Source organism: Verrucomicrobiia bacterium, assembly GCA_026414565.1.
GTDB lineage: Bacteria > Verrucomicrobiota > Verrucomicrobiia > Limisphaerales > Fontisphaeraceae > Fontisphaera.
The window spans coordinates 83,916-100,925 of sequence record JAOAIT010000061.1; the positions used below are offsets into that span (position 1 = coordinate 83,916).

A 17,010-nucleotide genomic window follows, 5' to 3' on the forward strand; every position below is an offset into this window, starting at 1 on the left:
GGGTTTAGAGCAGCTTGCGGTAATCGGGTTTTTCCGCGAGACGGCGCACCAGCTCCTTGACTTTTTGGGCCTGGCTTTTATGGGCCACCAGGGTGGCGTCGTCCGTTTGCACGATGATGGCATCGCGCAGGCCCACGACGGCAATGGGGGTGCGGTGCTTCTGGCGGGCGTCAAAGATGAGGTTGCGGGCGGCGTCCACGTGCACGAAGTCGGCCACGGCGGCGTTGCCGGCGGCGTCGGCGGGCAGGTGCCGGGCCAGGGCAGCCCAGGAGCCGAGGTCGTCCCAGGCGAAGGCGCCATCGGCCACGGCCACGTTTTGCGCCTTTTCCATCAGGGCGTAATCAATGGAGATTTTTTTGAGGGCGGGGTAGTCGGCGGCGAGGACGCGGGGGAGTTTCTTTTTGGCGGCGGCCTCAAACCAGCGATGGCAGGCGGCCTCCATTTCCGGCTGATGTTTTTGCAGGCCTTCGGTGATGGTGACGAAGGACCAGATGAACATGCCGGCGTTCCAGCGGTACCGGCCGCTGGCCAGGAATTCCTGGGCGCGGTGGAAGTCCGGTTTTTCCACGAATTGTTCGGCGCGGAAGAAGGTGGTTTTGTAGGGTTTGGCGTGCTGCGGCGGGGGCAGCGGATCGCCGACGCGGATGTAACCGTAGCCGGTGGCGGGCTCGGTGGGCTGGATGCCGATGGTGACCATGACCTGGCCGCGGCCGGCCAGATCGAAGGCATCGGCGAGCACCTGCTGGAATTTTTTGGGTTCGGGGATGACGTGATCCGACGGCAGCACGGCCATGATGGCGGTGGTGGAGCGGGCGCCCACGACGGCCGCGCCGAGGGTGACGGCGGCGCAGGTGTCGCGGCCCACCGGCTCGACGATCAGGTTTTCCGCGGGCAGTTTGGGCAGTTGCTTTTTGACTTGCGGGGCCTGGGCGGCGCTGGTGATGACCAGGACGTTGGACCAGGGCACCAGCGGCAGCACGCGGGCGACGGCCTGTTGGAGGAGGCTTTCCCCGCCGAGGAGCCGCAGGAGCTGCTTGGGGGTTTTCTCCCGGCTCAAGGGCCAGAAGCGCTCGCCGCGGCCGCCGGCCATGATGATGACGTAGCGGTCCTGTGGAGGGGCTTGGGTTTTTCCGGCAGGCATTTTCTTGGCAGGCATAGAGGGGACATCAATGCGGTTTGATGGCGCGGGCCAGGGAGGCCACAAAGGCGGCCACCTGCTCCACCATGTCGGGGGCCTGGCCCAGGCGGGCGATCTGGTTGACGACGGCGCTGCCCACCACCACGGCATCGGCCTGCGCGGCCACCTGGGCGGCCTGCTCAGGATTGGAGATGCCGAAGCCCACCGCGACGGGCAGCGAGGTGTGGGCGCGAATTTGGGCCACCATGGCGGGGATGGTGGAGGAAAGCTGTTGCTGCATGCCGGTGACGCCCTCGCGGGAGACGTAGTAAATGAAGCCCGAGGCGCGGCGGGCAATGAGTTCAATGCGCGCCTCCGGGGTGGTGGGGGCAATGAGGTAGATGGGGTGCAGGCCGGCGGCGCGCATGGCTTTTTCGGTGGCCTCGGCCTCTTCCGGCGGCAGGTCCAGGATGAGCAGGCCGTCCACGCCGGCGCGGGCGGCGTCCTGGATGAAGCGCTCGACGCCGTAGCGATGCATGAGGTTGAAATAGAGATAGAGGACGATGGGGATCTGGCTGTCGCGCCGGATGGCCGCCACTGTTTCCAACACCCTGGGCGGGGTGGTGCCGGAGGCCAGGCCGCGTTGGGCGGCGAGCTGATTGACCAGCCCGTCGGCCAGGGGGTCGCTGAAGGGTACGCCCAGTTCCAGGACATCCACGCCGGCGCGCTCGAAAGCCAGGGCCAGTTGGCGGGTGGCTTCGAGGTGGGGATCGCCGGCGCCGATATAGACAATCAACCCCTTCCGCCCCTGACGGCGCAGCTCGGCAAACCGTGCATCAATCCGATTCATGCTGGGCGGAGCATGGCAAAAATGGCCGCAAAAGGGTAGTTCTTTTGGCGGGGGAGAGCGGGCAGCGGCCGGGTGGGAGGGGTCAGGGCGCGGCGCGGAAGACCAGCGCGGCCTGGGCCCCCCAGAAACCGGCGGAGAGGCTGAGGGTGGCCTGGATGGGGCGGGGCGGAGCGGGAGAGCGGGCCAGGGCAATCGGGCAGTGGGGGTCGGGTTGGGGACAATTCACCGCAGGGGGCAGGAGCTGATGGCGCTGGGCTTCGAGGCAGACGATGGCTTCCAGAGCGGCACCGGCGCCCATGCAATGGCCGAAAACGGGTTTGGTGGAGGAAGCGGGCGGCTGGGCGGCGGGCGGGCCGAAGACGTGTTGGACGGCGCGGGCTTCGCTGGCGTCATTGAGCTGGGTGCCGGTGCCATGCAGATTGAGGTAGCCGATGGCCCCGGGGGGCAGGCCGGCCACGGCCAGCGCTTCATGGATCACCTGCGCCAGGGCCTGGCCGTCGGGGTGCATGCCGGCGCGATCGTAAGCTTCCGCGCCCAAGGCCCAGCCGGCCAGTTGGCCATAAATCGTGGCGCCGCGGCGGCGGGCGGATTCGAGTGTTTCCAACACCAGGAAGCCGGCGCCCTCGCCGAGCACGGTGCCGTTGCGGTGGAGATCGAAGGGGCGGCAGGCCTGGGCGGGGTCTGGATGATGCGCCAGCAGCCCGGCCGTATCAAAGCCCTGGAGGACCACCGGATGCAAAGGGGCCTCGGCCCCGCCGGCCAGGATGACATCGGCCGCGCCGGTCAGCAGTTGTTGCGCCGCCAGGGCCAGCGCGGCGGCGGAGGAGGCGCAGGTGGCGGATGCCGCGAGCATGGGACCCTGCAGATTGAGGTGGAGAGAGAGCGCGCCGCTGAGATGGGCGATGGTGGTGGAGGCGATGAACGAGGGCGGCGTCTGGCCCTGGTGCAGCGCGGCAAAGGCTTTTTCCCACACCTCCACCGTGCCGCGGGAGGAGGCGGTGATGACGCCGATCCGGCGGGGGGGCGGGGCGATTTCATGCAGGCGGGCGTCATGCCAGGCTTCCAGGGCGGCGGCAAAGCCCAGGCGGGCGGAGCGATCCAATTTGCGGGCGGCCTGCGGCACGGGGGGCAGGTTGGCCACGCGGCAGACGGCCGCAGGCGGGGCGGCGGGCGCGGCCGGGTTGCGCCACGCTTCGGCCAGGGAGCGGCCGGTCTGGACGGCCTGCCACAGGGAGGCAACTCCGGGGCCGGCCACGGTGAGGGCGCCGCGGCCGGTGATGACCACCGGGTGATCGCGCAGTAGTTGATGCAGGACGGACATCCGTAGGAAAGACTAGCTTAAAAGGCGGTTTCGCACAGGGAGGACTGGGGATTTTCCCTCACGTGGGCGGTGCCGGAGGAGCGTCATTTCCGGGCGGGTGAGAAGGGGGAGGGGGGCACTTTGGCGGCGGCGGCGCGGGCTTGTTTGGCGTTGGTGACGGCCTCCTTGAGGGGGATCAACGCCCATTTCATGGGGGCGGTGACGGTTTTGCCCGGCGCCAGCGGTTCATCGGGAGCGAGCACTTCGATTTCCGCGATCCACTGGTTCCAGCCCAGCTCGATGGTGTGGCCGCCATGGGGATATTTGGCGCGGAAGTCGTAGGGGAAATAGAGGACAAACAGGCTGCGATCATAGACATAGGCCACCCATTCGGCGCTGACGTCCATGCCGAGGCGCACTTCGGGGCCGGTGCCGCCGGTTTGGGCGATCAGAAAGCCGCCGGTGATTTTAACGCGGTCATGGCCGGGGTTGAGGCTGTCGTAGATGGCCTGGTCTTCGACGATGTGGCGCAAGGTCCACCCGAAGCGGAAACGGCTGTATTTGTTGAGGGGGGCCACGAAGAAGCCGCCGCCGCGGCACTGGGTGCGGGAGCGGAGGCCGCAGACGATTTCCCGCGAGCCTTTGTTGGTGAGGCGTTGCACCAGGCCCAAATCACCTTTTTCGGGGTCAAGGGTGATTTCCTTTTCGAGCACCAGCTCGCGAATCAGCTCCGGCTCGCTGGTGAGGGTGACGGTGAACGCGCGGGGGGTGGCGACTTTGTAGCTGCCGTAAACCAGGCGCTCCATTTCCCCCAAAGGCGTGGAGTCGGAGGCCACATAGACCTGGTAACCGCCCGGTGGGGGGGCTTTGCGGCCCTGGCTGCCGGGGCGCTCGTAGGCGGCGGCGTTGTCCCACAAGATGTTTTCGCCCATCACCTCGTAACGCATGACGCGCCCGCCCAATTCCGGCACAATGACGGCCAGCGCCTCGGCCTCCGGGGATTCCAGGCGGAGGGCGCCCTCCCAGACGAGATAACGTTCGCGGGAGATGCCTTTGGGCAGGTCAGCGGCCGTGATGGAGAACGCCAGCCAGCAGGCGGCCAGCCCGGCCAGCCGCCGCCCGGCGGCGGAATGATGCAACCATGCAAACCTCATGCGGCGTTACTTCAACACAGGCCGGGGGAGGTGACAAGCCCAGAGGCAGGCGCCGCCCGTGATTCCCGGGGCCGGTACGATGGCCAAGCTCGACTGCCCCCGGGCGGCAAGCCGCCGGGGGAGCGAGGTGTTTCAGTACCGATAATGCTCGGGCTTGTAGGGGCCGTCCACGGGCACGCCAATGTAATCGGCCTGTTTTTGCGTGAGCTTGGTGAGTTTGACGCCGATTTTTTCCAGGTGCAGGCGGGCCACTTCCTCATCCAGCTTTTTGGGCAGGCGATAGACGCCCACGGTGTAGCGGTCGCGGTTGGCCCAGAGGTCCATCTGCGCCAGGCATTGGTTGGTGAAGGAATTGGACATGACGAAGCTGGGATGGCCGGTGGCGCAACCCAGGTTGACGAGGCGGCCTTCGGCCAGGAGATAGATGCAATGGCCGTCGGGGAACACGTATTTGTCCACCTGGGGTTTGATGTTGATTTTCTTGACGCCGGGGGCGGCGTTGAGGCGGTCCACCTGGATTTCGTTGTCGAAGTGGCCGATGTTGCAGACGATGGCCTGGTCTTTCATCTTCTGCAGATGCTCGAGGGTGATGACGTCGCAGTTGCCGGTGGCGGTGACGTAGATGTCGGCCCGGCCGAGGGTTTCCTCGACGGTGGTCACTTCAAAACCTTCCATGGCGGCCTGGAGGGCGTTGATGGGGTCAATTTCGGTGACGATCACCCGCGCGCCAAAGCCGCGCAACGAGTGGGCGCTGCCTTTGCCCACGTCGCCATAACCGCAGACGACGGCCACCTTGCCGGCCACCATGACATCGGTGGCGCGCTTGATGCCGTCGGCCAGTGATTCGCGGCAGCCGTAGAGGTTGTCAAATTTGCTCTTGGTGACGGAGTCGTTGACATTGATGGCGGGGACGAGGAGTTTGCCGGCCTGGAGCATCTGGTAGAGGCGATGCACGCCGGTGGTGGTTTCCTCGCTGACGCCCTTCCACTCCTTGACGACTTCATGCCAGAAGCCGGGGCGTTCTTTGGCCACACGTTTAAGGAGGTTTTTGATGATTTGCTCCTCGCGGCTGGCGCTGGGGGATTTGACCCAGTCGCTGCCCTCCTCCAGCTCGTAGCCCTTGTGGATGAGGAGGGTGGCATCGCCGCCGTCGTCCACGACGAGCTGCGGGCCTTTGCCGCCGGGGTGGGTGAGGGCGTCGAGGGTGCATTGCCAGTAATCCTCGAGGGTTTCGCCCTTCCAGGCAAAGACGCTGATGCCGGCGGCGGCGACGGCGGCGGCGGCGTGGTCCTGGGTGGAGAAGATGTTGCAACTGGCCCAGCGCACGCTGGCGCCCAGCTCGACGAGGGTTTCGATGAGGACGGCCGTTTCGATGGTCATGTGGAGCGAGCCGGTGATGCGCACGCCTTTGAGGGGTTTGCGCGGGCCGTACTTGGCGCGGATGGCCATGAGGCCGGGCATTTCATGCTCGGCGATCTGGATGGTTTTGCGCCCCCATTCGGCGAGGGAGAGGTCTTTGACCTTGAAATCCATGTTCTGGATTTTGGGGAGTTTGCGTTTGCGGTCGGTCATAAGCGTGTTGGAGGTTGGGCTGCCCCCCCGGCTGGTGGGCGTGGGGCAACGCAGGGTTATTTCAGGGCGCGTTTCAAAGCCGCCACCTTGTCGGTCCGTTCCCAGGTCAGCTCCGGATCGTTTTTGCCGAAGTGGCCATAGTTGGTGGTCTTGGAATAGATGGGGCGCAGGAGGTTGAGTTGCTTGATGATGTCCGCCGGTTTGAAGCTGAAGACTTCCTGCACGGCGCGGGCGATGGCCTCCTCGCTGACCTTGCCGGTGCCGAAGGTGTCCACCGAGACGGAGACCGGGTCGGGGTAGCCGATGGCGTAGGCGAACTGGATTTCGCAGCGGTCGGCCAGGCCGGCGGCGACGATGTTTTTGGCCACATAGCGGCCCATGTAGGCGGCGCTGCGGTCCACCTTGCTGGGGTCCTTGCCGCTGAAGGCGCCGCCGCCGTGGCGGCCCATGCCGCCGTAGGAATCCACGATGATTTTGCGGCCGGTCAGGCCGGTATCGCCCTGGGGGCCGCCCACGACGAAGCGGCCGGTGGGGTTGATGAGGTAGAGGGTGTCGCGGGTGAGCATGTCCGCGGGCAGCACCTTTTTGATGACTTCCTCGATGCAGAACTCCTCGATTTCGTCGTGCTCGACGTCGGCGGTGTGCTGGGTGGAGATGACGACGTTGGTGATGCGCGTGGGGCGGCCGTCCACATATTCGACGGAGACCTGGCTTTTGGCGTCGGGGCGCAGCCAGGGGACGAGGGGGCGGCCGTTTCTGCTGGTTTTGCGGATTTCGGTGAGTTTGCGGCCCAGGCGGTGGGCAAACATGATGGGGGCGGGCATCAGCTCCGGGGTTTCATTGCAGGCATAACCGAACATGAGCCCCTGGTCGCCGGCGCCCTGTTCCGCCTTTTTCTTGCCCTTGGCGGCGCGGGCGTCCACGCCCTGGGCGATGTCGGGGCTTTGGCGGGTGATGGCGTTGATCACAAAGACCTTGTCGGCATGAAAGACGTCATCCTCGTGCACGTAGCCGATGTCGCGGATGGCCTGGCGGGCGATGGCGACGAAGTCGAGGCGGGCCTGGGTGGTGATTTCGCCGCCGACCACCACGAGGTTGCTTTTGGCGTAGCACTCGCAGGCCACGCGGCTGAACTTGTCCTGCTTGAGGCAGGCGTCCAGCACGTAGTCCGAAATGGTGTCGCAGACCTTGTCCGGGTGGCCTTCGCCGACGGATTCCGAGGAGAAAATAAAACGTTTGCTCATGCGCTTTTGCGTTTGCCGATGGTCAAGTTACATATTGACGTATCAAGATATGAGGATATATCCTTTTCTCCGGTCGTCAACTGTTTTATGCCGTCACTCCTGAAATGCCTGCGTGCCCTGGATGACGCCACCCGCCTGCGCATTCTGGCGCTGCTGGCGCGGGAGGAGCTGAGCGTGCAGGAGCTGCAGAGCATCACGCGGCTGGGGCAGTCGCGCATCTCCACCCATCTGGGCCTGCTGCAGGAGGCCGGTTTTCTGGTGTCGCGGCGGGAGGGCAAGCGGACGTTTTACCGGGCGGCCACGCCCGCGGAGCCGGCGCTGCAGGAGCTGATGCAACTGGCGGCGCGGGGGGCGGCGGAATTGCCGGAGGCCGGCGCGGATGCGGCGAATCTGCGGCGGATTCTGGCGCAGCGGCGCCAGCAGACGCGGTTGTACTTCAACCAGGTGGCGGGGCGGTTTGACCGGAGTTACGGGCCGGGGCGCTCCTGGCAGGCCTTTGGGCAGATGCTGCTGCGGCTGCTGCCGCCGTTGACGGTGGCGGATCTGGGCAGCGGGGAGGGGTTGATGAGCGAGCTGCTCGCCCTGCGGTGCAAGCGGGTGATTGCGGTGGACAACTCGCCCAAGATGGTGGCGTATGGCGCGCGCAAGGCCCGCAAAAACGGGTTGAAGAATCTGGAGTTCCGCCTGGGGGATTTGCAGGAGCCGCCCATTGCCGCCGCCAGCGTGGATGTGGTGGTGTTGAGCCAGGCGTTGCATCATGCCGAGGATCCGCAGCGCGCCCTCCAGAGCGCCCACCGGATTTTGCGGCCCGGGGGGCAGCTTATGATACTGGACCTGGCGGCCCACCGCTTCGAGCAGGCGCGGGAGCTGTATGGGGATCGCTGGCTGGGGTTTCGCGAGAGCGATTTGCAGCAGTGGCTGGAGGCGGCGGGTTTTGAGAAGATCGAAATCCAGGTGGTGGCGCGGGAGGAGCAACCGCCGCATTTTGAGACCCTGCTGGCGGCGGCGGGGAAAGGCGGCAAGGCGCCGTGAGCTGGTCCGCATGGCGCGGCTGCCCGCCGGGGGGGGGGCGGAATCAGGGCTGGCCGGGTCGGGCCGCGTGGCGGGCGGCAACCGGTTGGGCTTATTTGGCGGAGGTGGGCGTGAATTTGATTTCCACCGTGAGCGCGTCCTGGAGGGGCTGCGCGGGGCCGACGAGCACATTGCTGACCTGGTAGGGCAGCTTGAGGCGGTGGGTGCCCTTGACGATGTTGGTGGAGGCGCGCATTTCCAGCAGGACGGTTTTCATGGCGGGCAGCACGAGTTTGGGGGGGAGGATCAATTCTGGAATCTGGCCGGTGCGTTCGAGCACAAAGTCCACGGAGCTGTCGTTGGCGATCTGGGCCAGGGCGCGCCCGCGGCCGCGGATTTCGTACTGGGGTTTGTTGAAACGCAGGGAACGCTCGAAGAGGGGCCGCAGGAACTTTTCGTCGCCGATGAGGCGGTTCATGGCCAGGACGGCCGTCTGGCGGGCGAAGAGCGCCTTTTTGAGGGCGGCCGGGGTGCGCTCGGCGGCGAAGACGAGGGTGACGGGGCGCAGATCGCCGTCGTGCACGTGATAATCGAGATTCAGCGGCGCATGGATGTCCGAGTTGCTGATCATGGCGAGATTTTTCTCGATGGCCCAGCGGTGGGCTTCGGGATAGTAGGAGCGGCCGTTGACCACCTCGATGCCGTGGAGCATGCCGCGCTCCAGGAGCTGGGTGTGCTCGGGATACCATAACACGAGGCCATTGGTGGTTTGGGCTTCCCAGCCGGGGTGATTCCAGAAAATGAAGGCGCCCTGGGCATGGGCGGCGGCCACGGCGTCCAGCCAGTTGCTGGTGGCCAGGGGGGTGGAGTTGGTGAGGAAGATGGCGTTCAGGTGACCTGGCGGCATGCGGCGGGTGATTTCCGAGCCGCGGATCACCATCAATTCCAGGGCCTCGCCGGCCGGTTTGGCGATATCGTAGGCCCGGTTGTGGTTGGTGCTGACGTCCGCTTTGTGGGGTTGATATTCGATGTGGTCGGTGATGGCGATGGCATCCAGCCCCTCCCGCCAGGCCTCCTCGGAGCGGACGGTGGGCCAGACGAGGCCATCGGAGAACACGGTATGAATATGAAAATCGCACTTCAAGGTGAGCAGCCCCGGCAGGTTGGGCAGGCGGATTTCGGTGCGGGCACGGGTGACCGGCTCATGCGCGCCCACCTGTCCGGGGGCGCACAACAGGCCCATCCCCAGTAAAATGACGAGTGCGGGTTTCATAGGTGCGGTTAAGATACATAGAGAATCAGGCCCCGCCAACAGGAATTGAAAAGCGCCGGCCTGCGGGCGGCTGAAGGCGGGGGCAGGCAGCCAGAGCGCGGCGGGTGAGAGGCGCCTCCGCCAACCGCGCGTTCGGCGCTGCCCGGCGGGGCGGGGAGCGGGCGGAAAAGTTACCTTTTCAACTTGAGCCGGGGGGTATCCCTGCCTAACTTGGGTGCAGCTTATTGATTTATGACTAAACAACCGATTCGCGTGGCTGTGACCGGCGCCGCCGGCCAGATTGGCTATTCCCTGGTGTTTCGCATTGCGTCCGGCGCCCTGTTTGGGCCGGAGCAGCCGGTCATTCTGCATTTGATTGAAATTGAACCGGCGTTGCCGGCATTGAATGGCGTGGTGATGGAGCTGGAGGATTGCGCTTTTCCGCTGCTGAAGGGCGTGGTGCCGACGGCGAGTCTGGAGGAGGGATTCAAGGGGGTCAACTGGGCCTTGCTGGTGGGCAGTGTGCCGCGCAAGGCGGGGATGGAACGCAAGGATTTGCTGGGCATCAATGGCAAGATTTTCGTGGGGCAGGGGCAGGCGTTGCAGAAGCATGCGGCCAGTGATGTGCGCATCCTGGTGGTGGGCAACCCGTGCAACACCAACTGTCTCATTGCAATGAACAACGCGCGCGAAATCCCGGCGGACCGCTGGTTTGCCATGACCAAGCTGGATGAGAACCGGGCCAAGGCGCAACTGGCGAAAAAAGCGAGCGTGGACGTGACGCAGGTGACGCACATGGCCATCTGGGGGAATCATTCCTCGACGATGTACCCGGATTATTTCAATGCGCGCATCAGCGGGCGGCCGGTGACGGATGTCATTTCCCACGTGGCCTGGTTCACGGAGACGTTCATTCCCACCGTGCAGCAGCGCGGGGCGGCGATCATCAAGGCGCGCGGGCTTTCCAGCGCCGCCAGCGCGGCCAACGCGGCGATTGACACGGTGCGCTGCCTGACCACCCCCACGCCGGCGGGCGACTGTTTCAGCGTGGCGGTGTGCTCGGATGGGAGCTATGGCATTGAGAAGGGACTAATCTTTTCCTACCCGATTCGTTGCAACGGCCAGAAATGGGAGATCATTCAGGGGCTGCCGTTGAATGAGTTCAGCCGCCAGAAAATCGCCGCCACGGAGCAGGAGCTCAAGGAGGAGCGCGCCATGGTGGCTGAGCTGCTGCCCAAGGCGTAAAGGGCCACGCCCGGCCTGCTCCGCAGGCTGAGAGAGAAAGTCTCGGTAGAGCACGGCGTGCGCGCTGCCCGCCGGGGGACGCATTATTGGTGGGGCGTCAGGGTGATCAAGGCGCCGCTGCGCTGGGCGGCCTGTTCGGCGTGGTCATAGGTGCCGTAAAAAGGCACGTTGGCATCCATCCACAGATAAAGGGCGCGGCGGTCCGCCTCATTCAGGCCGATGTCCCGGTGGTTCTGGTCCTCCAGAATGCGGGTCAGAGGGCTGGCATCGGCGCCGGCGCGGCCGGGGAGGGAGGCAATTTGTGAGATGCTGGCGCCGCCCCATTCATACCAGCGCAGGTATTTTTTCAGGTTTTGGTAGGAGCGGGTGAACGGCCCTTCCGGCTGGTCGGTCAGCGCCAGCGTGCTCTTGCCCGGGCCCGCCGAGCCGTCATGGCAGCGGACGCAGTTGCGTTCGAGCACGGGCTGGACCAGGCGCGGGTAGCTGAAGGGCAGGCAGCCTTCGGGGCCGGGTTCAAGGCGGCTGGGCGGGCGGCGCGCGGCCAGCAGGGGGCGGACGGGGGCGGCTGTGCCGATGGGTTCATGACAACCCACACAGGCGCGGCGTTCGCCCGGTTGCACATAGGCGGCGCTGCGCATGGTTTGCACCGCCCGGCCGGACTCGTCCACCGCCTGGAAGTAGAGCGGTTTGCGGGCGGGCACGCGGAAATAGGCGGAGCCGTCGGCCTCGACGGGCACTGTGCCGAGGAGGGCGCGGGCGTTTTCGGCGTTGGCATGGCCGATGCGCGGGTCATTGACGGTGTGCGAGCCGAATTTGGGGAGCAGTTGGAACACGCGGAGGGCCACCACGCGGCGGCCGGCCGGGAAGGGCATGAGACTCTGGCGCACGTCGGCGAGGAGGAATTCGCCCTCTGCGCCCAGGGCGGGATCCAGGTTGGAGGCCAGTTGGGGGCGGGGAGGGGGCGGCGTCAGGACGTGGGGATACATGCTGGAGATGGCGGGGTCGAAATACAGCAGCTCCAGCGTGCCGTGGCGGTCAAAGTAATAAAGCCCGGTGCGGGTATCGCGGGATTCGCCGGAGCTCATGCCGGGGAGGGGATCGAAACTGAAGGAGACCAGCATGGCCTGCTCGTTGAGCGGATGGGGGCTGTGGAAGTAGCTTTTGGGCCAGCCGTCGGCCTCGGCGTAACACAGTTCCGGCGTCAGGTTTTGCAGGCTGTCAAAGCGGTCTTCGCCGGTGGCGGCGTCCAGCCGCACGCGGGAGGGGTCCAGCAACACCAGGGCGCCGCCGACATCGGCATGATGCGCGCCGGCGATGAAAACGATTTTATCGGAGCCGGGGATGGCCTTGGGCTGGTAGCAGGCGTTGATGCGCATGGTGTAATTGCCGAAGAGCGCCGTGACGCCGCTGCCATCGGGCTGGCAGGCCCAGAGGCCGTGGAAATTGGCGGCCGAGCGGTCCACGTAATCCCAGCGGATATAAACGATGCGTCCATCGTTGAGCACTGAGGGATGCCACTCGGCGGTTTCGTGGCAGGAGAGGAGGCGGATGTTTTTGCCGTCGGCGTCCATGCGGTGCAGGGTGTAGGAAGCGGTAGGCTCCCAACGGTTGTTGCAGCGGGCAAAACCGCCGCGGCGGGTGGACATGAAGGCCAGGCCGCCGTCGGGCAGGGGGCAGGGATCAAAGTCGTCTTCACTCCCATGGGTCAGGCGGGTCAAGTGGCCGCCCTCGGCGAGGTCCAGGGCGTACAGGTTGAAGCCGCGGCGTTCGGGGCTGGTGAAGGGCGTGCGGCCCGGGGCGCGCTCGGCGAAGGCGAAATAGGCGCGGCGGGCATCGAGGCTGAGGGCCAGGGTGGTGTAATTGCCGGCGGGCAGGCGGCCTTGAATCAAATCGCGGATGGCAAAGGAGCGTCCCGGATTTTCCAGCACGTACACACCGCCGCCGGGGGGCACGTTGCCATAGTCATAGAAGTACCCCATGTATTCATGGAGCATCTGGCAGATGAACCGGTTGCGCTTGAGAAAGAGGATGGGTTTGCCGCGCAGCTCCGGCTGTTGAAGGATGGCCTCGCGGGTGGCCCAACGGATTTGCTGGTACAAGGCCAGCCGCTGATTTTCCGGCAGGGTGTGGGCGCGGGCCACCGTGTTGCTCCAGGCGGCGAGGAGGGCGGGGGCCAGGTAGTGGGAGGCGCGGCCGAGCGCCGCCTGCAGCGCGGCTGGTTCGTCCGGCCGCCGGCCCAGGCGTTTTTCCTGGCGCGCCCAATCGGCTTCGATGGCCTGGCGATAGGCCGGCTCGAGGGCAGCCTCGGCGCCCCAGGCGCTGCTGCCGCCTCCGGCGGCCCAGAAGCAGCCCAAGAGCAAAAACATCCAGCAATGCCGACGGGGCTTTTTCATTGCTCCCATGCTAAGACCACCACCCAAGGCTGCAAGCCAAAAGGCGGCGGCGCCGGGGGGCGGGGCGGGGGGAGAAGGCGGCTTGCCCGCGCCGCGGGCGGGTGGTACAAGGAGCCATGCAATTCCCTCTTGTGCGCTGGTGCAGGGTGTTATTGGGCGCGGCTGTGGGCTGGTTGATGGCGGGCCTCCTTGCCGCCGCGCCGCGTCCCAATGTGGTGCTCATATTGTGCGATGATCTGCGGTGGGACACGTTGAGCTGCGCGGGGCATCCGCATGTCAAGACGCCCCACATTGACCGGCTGGCGGCGGAAGGGGTGCGGTTTGCGAATGCCTTTTGCACCACCTCGCTGTGCTCGCCCAGCCGGGCGTCCATCTTGAGCGGGTTGTACGCGCACGCGCACGGGGTGTTGAATAATTTCACCGAGTTTCCCGCCCACCTGCCCAATTTCCCCGCCCGGCTGCAGGCCGCCGGGTGGCGCACGGCGTACATTGGCAAGTGGCACATGGGCGAGGACAATGACGCGCCGCGGCCGGGCTTTGATTACTGGATTTCGCACAAGGGGCAGGGGAAATATTACGGGACAGAGTTCAATGTGAACGGGCGGCGGGAGACGCCGCCGGGGTATTACACCCGGGTGGTGACCGATTATGCGCTGGATTTTATGCTGCGCCAGACGCCGGGCCATCCCTTTCTGTTGATTCTGGGCCACAAGGCGCCGCACAGCTTTTATATACCGGAGCCGCGATATTCCAACGTGTTTGATCAGGTCGAGATCAAGTACCCCGACACGGCGTTTGAACTGGAGGACAAGCCGGCGTGGGTGAAGCAGCGGCTGGACACCTGGCACGGGATTTACGGGCCGTTGTTTGAGTGGCGCAAACAGTTTCCCGACCGGCGGCCCGAGGCGGTGAAGGACTTTGCCGCGATGATCCGCGCCTACTGGGGGACGATCTTGAGCGTGGATGACAGTGTGGGGCGGATTTACGAAGCGTTGCGGGCCGTGGGGCAGTTGGACAACACCATGATCATCTTCATGGGGGACAATGGCCTGCTCAACGGCGAGCATGGCATGGTGGACAAACGCACCATGCACGAGCCCAGCATCCGCATTCCGCTGATTGTGCGCTACCCGCCGGTGTTTGGGCGGCCGCGGGTGGTGGAGCCGATGGTGTTGACGGTGGACATTGCCCCCACGATCCTGGATTTGTGCGGTCTGCCCCCGCTGCCCCGCACACACGGCCGCTCCTTCAAAACCCTCGCCCGCACCGGCGGCGGGCCGTGGCGCGAGTCGTTTTATTACGCCTATAATTACGAGCAGCAATTCCCTTACACGCCCAATGTGCGCGGGGTGCGCACCGCCGAATGGAAATACATCCATTATCCGCACGGCGACGGCGGGCCGGACCGGCACCTGGCCGAGTTGTATCATCTGCGGCGGGATCCGGAGGAGCGGCACAACCTGATGGGCGATCCGGCGCAGGCCGCCCGGGTGCGCGAGCTGCGCCGGGAGCTGGAGCGGTTGATGCGGCTGGCCGGGGCCTGGCCGGACAAGATGCCGCTCGATGAAGGCGTGAAGGCCGAGCTGCCCGATGCCCGGATTCGGTGACGCGCCGCGCTGCGCCGTCCCAGGCGGGGGGCGGGGGCGGGGTTTGGCATTGCCAAACGGCGGGGGGGTGGGGTAGGCTGCACAGGATGCGAACCGTTCTGGCCGCGCCTGAGATGACGACGACCGCCTAAGGGTTCACGGTGAAGGCCGCCGTGAACACCCACGCCTCGCACTGACCGTTCGAGGCGTTTTTGTTTGGGGCGACGGCGCGACGGCGGGCAAGAGGATTGATATGGCAGAGCAAGCACAAGCTGGCGAACGCAAGAGTTTGGAACAACGCAACCAGATGTCGGAGCTGGAGCGGCTGCGGCACTCCTGCGCGCATGTGATGGCCACGGCGATATTGCGGTTGTGGCCGGACGCGCAGTTTGCCTACGGCCCGCCGGTGGAGAATGGTTTTTATTACGATCTGGAATGCGCGCATCGCATCACGCCGGAGGATTTTCCCCGCATTGAGGAGGAGATGCGCAAGGAGATCAAGGCGAACCACCCGTTTGAGAAGATCGTGGTCACGCGCGAGCAGGCCATCCGGGACGCGCAGAGCGGGCGGCTGGGGGCGTTGAGCGAGCGGCCGGGGCAGCCGAGCAAGTTCAAGCTGGATCTGCTGAACCAGATTCCGGAGGGGGAGCCGATTTCGTACTACCGGAACGGGGATTTCATTGATCTGTGCGCGGGGCCGCATGTGATGCGGACGGGCAACATTGGCGCGTTCAAGCTGACGAGCGTGGCCAGCGCCTATTACAAGGGGGACGAGCGGAATCCGCAGTTGCAGCGGATTTACGGCACCGCCTTCAAGAACAAGACGCAGCTTGAGGAATGGCTCAAGATGCAGGAGGAGGCCAAAAAGCGGGATCATCGCAAGATTGGGACGGAGATGGGCCTGTTTTTCATGGATCCGGAATACACCGGGCCGGGGATGCCGTTGTGGCTGCCGAAGGGGACGGTGCTGGTGGAGGAGCTGGAGAAGCTGGCGAAGGAAACGGAGTTTGCCGCGGGGTATGTGCGGGTGCGCACGCCGCATGTGGCCCGGGAAAAGATGTACCTGACCAGCGGGCATCTGCCGTACTACGCGGAGAGCATGTTTCCGCCGATGGAATTGAAGGGCGAGGAGGGCGAGGCGGGGGGGGAGGGGGCCGGGGCGGCGGTGAGCCGGTACTATCTCAAGGCGATGAACTGCCCGCATCATCACCGCATTTTTGCGGCGGAGCCGCGCAGTTACCGGGATCTGCCGCTGCGGCTGGCGGAGTACGGCTGCTGTTACCGGTATGAGCAGTCCGGCGAGTTGTTCGGCCTGATGCGCGTGCGTTCGTTGAACATGAACGATGCGCACATCTACTGCACGGAGGAGCAGTTTGCCGAGGAGTTCAAGGCCGTGAACGAGATGTACCTGAAATACTTCAAGATTTTCGGCCTGGAGAAGTACGTGATGCGCTTCAGCACGCACGATCCGGCGCGGCTGGGACAGAAGTTTGTGAACGAGCCGGAGCTGTGGTTGAAAACCGAGGCCATGGTGCGGCGGGTGTTGCAGGAGAGCGGGATCAACTTTGTGGAGGTGCCCAACGAGGCGGCGTTTTACGGGCCGAAGATTGACGTGCAGGTGTGGAGCGCCATCGGGCGCGAGTTCACCATTGCCACCAACCAGGTGGACTTTGCGGTGCCGAAGCGGTTTGGCCTGGAGTACCGGGATCGGGACAATACGATGAAAACGCCGCTGTGCATCCACCGCGCGCCGCTGGGCACGCATGAGCGGTTCATCGGCTTTTTGATTGAGCACTACGCCGGCAATTTCCCGTTGTGGCTGGCGCCGGAGCAGGTGCGGGTGCTGCCGGTGACCGAGGCGCAGCTCGAGTACGGGCGCAGCCTGGTGCAGGAGTTGCGCGGGCAGCAGGTGCGGGCCGAGCTGGAGTTCAGCAACGACAAGCTCATGGGGCGCATCCAGCGCGCCGAGGAGGCCCGGGTGCATCACATCCTGGTGGTGGGCGGCCGGGAGCAGGCGGCCAACGCGGTGGCGGTGCGGGTGCACGGCAAGGGCCAGCAGGGCGTGCGGCCGCGCGAGGAAGTGGTGCGGGAGATTCTGGAGAAAATCCGGCTGCGGGCGGCGGATTAAATGCACGCCGCTGCGGCGGCTGGAGCTTTGCGCGTGGAGGGGGCGGGCGGCGCCGGCGATGGCGGGCGCACGTGGAGGGCCTGCGGTTCATTCTCTGAGCCCGGCCTTTGCCGGTGGTTGGCTGCGGGAGGGGGAATTTGATTTTTATCAAGGTTTTT

The 17,010-nt window shown here is 65.4% G+C and carries 12 protein-coding genes; 4 read left to right on the forward strand and 8 right to left on the reverse strand.

Features of this window, described 5'->3' with window-relative positions; all coding sequences use genetic code 11:
* Positions 1 to 4 precede the first annotated feature (4 nt).
* From N3J91_14805 to metK, 6 genes are all read right to left on the reverse strand, one after another.
* On the reverse strand, positions 5 to 1,156 hold the full coding sequence (locus N3J91_14805; protein ID MCX8157690.1) for a sugar phosphate nucleotidyltransferase: 1,152 nt from the start codon (positions 1,154 to 1,156) through the stop codon (positions 5 to 7).
* A gap of 10 nt (positions 1,157 to 1,166) precedes the next feature.
* Positions 1,167 to 1,967 carry a tryptophan synthase subunit alpha gene (gene trpA, locus N3J91_14810; protein ID MCX8157691.1) on the reverse strand — a complete coding sequence of 267 codons (801 nt, stop codon included), beginning with the start codon at positions 1,965 to 1,967 and terminating at the stop codon, positions 1,167 to 1,169.
* A gap of 82 nt (positions 1,968 to 2,049) precedes the next feature.
* Positions 2,050 to 3,288: a beta-ketoacyl-[acyl-carrier-protein] synthase family protein gene (locus tag N3J91_14815; protein MCX8157692.1), complete on the reverse strand. Its 1,239-nt coding sequence runs from the start codon at positions 3,286 to 3,288 to the stop codon at positions 2,050 to 2,052.
* An 83-nt stretch (positions 3,289 to 3,371) separates the two neighbouring features.
* Entirely contained in the window at positions 3,372 to 4,421 is a 1,050-nt protein-coding gene (locus N3J91_14820) for a hypothetical protein (protein ID MCX8157693.1), read from the reverse strand.
* Positions 4,422 to 4,553: 132 nt separating this feature from the next.
* Positions 4,554 to 5,993: an adenosylhomocysteinase gene (ahcY, locus tag N3J91_14825; GenBank protein ID MCX8157694.1), complete on the reverse strand. Its 1,440-nt coding sequence runs from the start codon at positions 5,991 to 5,993 to the stop codon at positions 4,554 to 4,556.
* 56 nt (positions 5,994 to 6,049) lie between these two features.
* Complete coding sequence (metK, locus tag N3J91_14830) at positions 6,050 to 7,237, reverse strand: methionine adenosyltransferase (GenBank protein MCX8157695.1); 1,188 nt, start codon at positions 7,235 to 7,237, stop codon at positions 6,050 to 6,052.
* 87 nt (positions 7,238 to 7,324) lie between these two features.
* Here metK and N3J91_14835 point away from each other — a divergent pair, with 87 nt between their 5' ends.
* The gene (locus N3J91_14835) at positions 7,325 to 8,269 is read left to right on the forward strand and encodes a metalloregulator ArsR/SmtB family transcription factor (protein MCX8157696.1); all 945 of its coding nucleotides are present in this window, start codon (positions 7,325 to 7,327) and stop codon (positions 8,267 to 8,269) included.
* Between the two features lie 91 nt (positions 8,270 to 8,360).
* Here N3J91_14835 and N3J91_14840 read toward each other — a convergent pair whose 3' ends face one another.
* Positions 8,361 to 9,521 (reverse strand): Sb-PDE family phosphodiesterase, encoded by a 1,161-nt coding sequence (locus tag N3J91_14840; protein ID MCX8157697.1) that lies wholly within the window; start codon positions 9,519 to 9,521, stop codon positions 8,361 to 8,363.
* A gap of 231 nt (positions 9,522 to 9,752) precedes the next feature.
* Between N3J91_14840 and N3J91_14845 the strand changes: the two genes are divergently transcribed.
* Positions 9,753 to 10,745 (forward strand): malate dehydrogenase, encoded by a 993-nt coding sequence (locus N3J91_14845; protein ID MCX8157698.1) that lies wholly within the window; start codon positions 9,753 to 9,755, stop codon positions 10,743 to 10,745.
* Between the two features lie 83 nt (positions 10,746 to 10,828).
* On the opposite strand, the gene N3J91_14850 is transcribed toward N3J91_14845, so the two are convergent.
* Positions 10,829 to 13,138 (reverse strand): hypothetical protein, encoded by a 2,310-nt coding sequence (locus tag N3J91_14850; GenBank protein ID MCX8157699.1) that lies wholly within the window; start codon positions 13,136 to 13,138, stop codon positions 10,829 to 10,831.
* A gap of 176 nt (positions 13,139 to 13,314) precedes the next feature.
* Between N3J91_14850 and N3J91_14855 the strand changes: the two genes are divergently transcribed.
* Positions 13,315 to 14,745, forward strand: a complete 1,431-nt coding sequence (locus tag N3J91_14855; GenBank protein MCX8157700.1) for a sulfatase — start codon at positions 13,315 to 13,317, stop codon at positions 14,743 to 14,745.
* A gap of 232 nt (positions 14,746 to 14,977) precedes the next feature.
* Complete coding sequence (thrS, locus tag N3J91_14860; GenBank protein ID MCX8157701.1) at positions 14,978 to 16,852, forward strand: threonine--tRNA ligase; 1,875 nt, start codon at positions 14,978 to 14,980, stop codon at positions 16,850 to 16,852.
* The last annotated feature ends 158 nt before the right edge of the window (positions 16,853 to 17,010 follow it).

What these genes read in the sequence shown, in the direction of transcription:
- N3J91_14805 (MCX8157690.1), bottom strand. Translation starts at nt 1,156, where the DNA reads ATGCCTGCCAAGAAAATGCCTGCCGGAAAAACCCAAGCCCCTCCACAG.
- trpA (MCX8157691.1), bottom strand. Translation starts at nt 1,967, where the DNA reads ATGAATCGGATTGATGCACGGTTTGCCGAGCTGCGCCGTCAGGGGCGG.
- N3J91_14815 (MCX8157692.1), bottom strand. Translation starts at nt 3,288, where the DNA reads ATGTCCGTCCTGCATCAACTACTGCGCGATCACCCGGTGGTCATCACC.
- N3J91_14820 (MCX8157693.1), bottom strand. Translation starts at nt 4,421, where the DNA reads ATGAGGTTTGCATGGTTGCATCATTCCGCCGCCGGGCGGCGGCTGGCC.
- ahcY (MCX8157694.1), bottom strand. Translation starts at nt 5,993, where the DNA reads ATGACCGACCGCAAACGCAAACTCCCCAAAATCCAGAACATGGATTTC.
- metK (MCX8157695.1), bottom strand. Translation starts at nt 7,237, where the DNA reads ATGAGCAAACGTTTTATTTTCTCCTCGGAATCCGTCGGCGAAGGCCAC.
- N3J91_14835 (MCX8157696.1), top strand. Translation starts at nt 7,325, where the DNA reads ATGCCGTCACTCCTGAAATGCCTGCGTGCCCTGGATGACGCCACCCGC.
- N3J91_14840 (MCX8157697.1), bottom strand. Translation starts at nt 9,521, where the DNA reads ATGAAACCCGCACTCGTCATTTTACTGGGGATGGGCCTGTTGTGCGCC.
- N3J91_14845 (MCX8157698.1), top strand. Translation starts at nt 9,753, where the DNA reads ATGACTAAACAACCGATTCGCGTGGCTGTGACCGGCGCCGCCGGCCAG.
- N3J91_14850 (MCX8157699.1), bottom strand. Translation starts at nt 13,138, where the DNA reads ATGAAAAAGCCCCGTCGGCATTGCTGGATGTTTTTGCTCTTGGGCTGC.
- N3J91_14855 (MCX8157700.1), top strand. Translation starts at nt 13,315, where the DNA reads ATGGCGGGCCTCCTTGCCGCCGCGCCGCGTCCCAATGTGGTGCTCATA.
- thrS (MCX8157701.1), top strand. Translation starts at nt 14,978, where the DNA reads ATGGCAGAGCAAGCACAAGCTGGCGAACGCAAGAGTTTGGAACAACGC.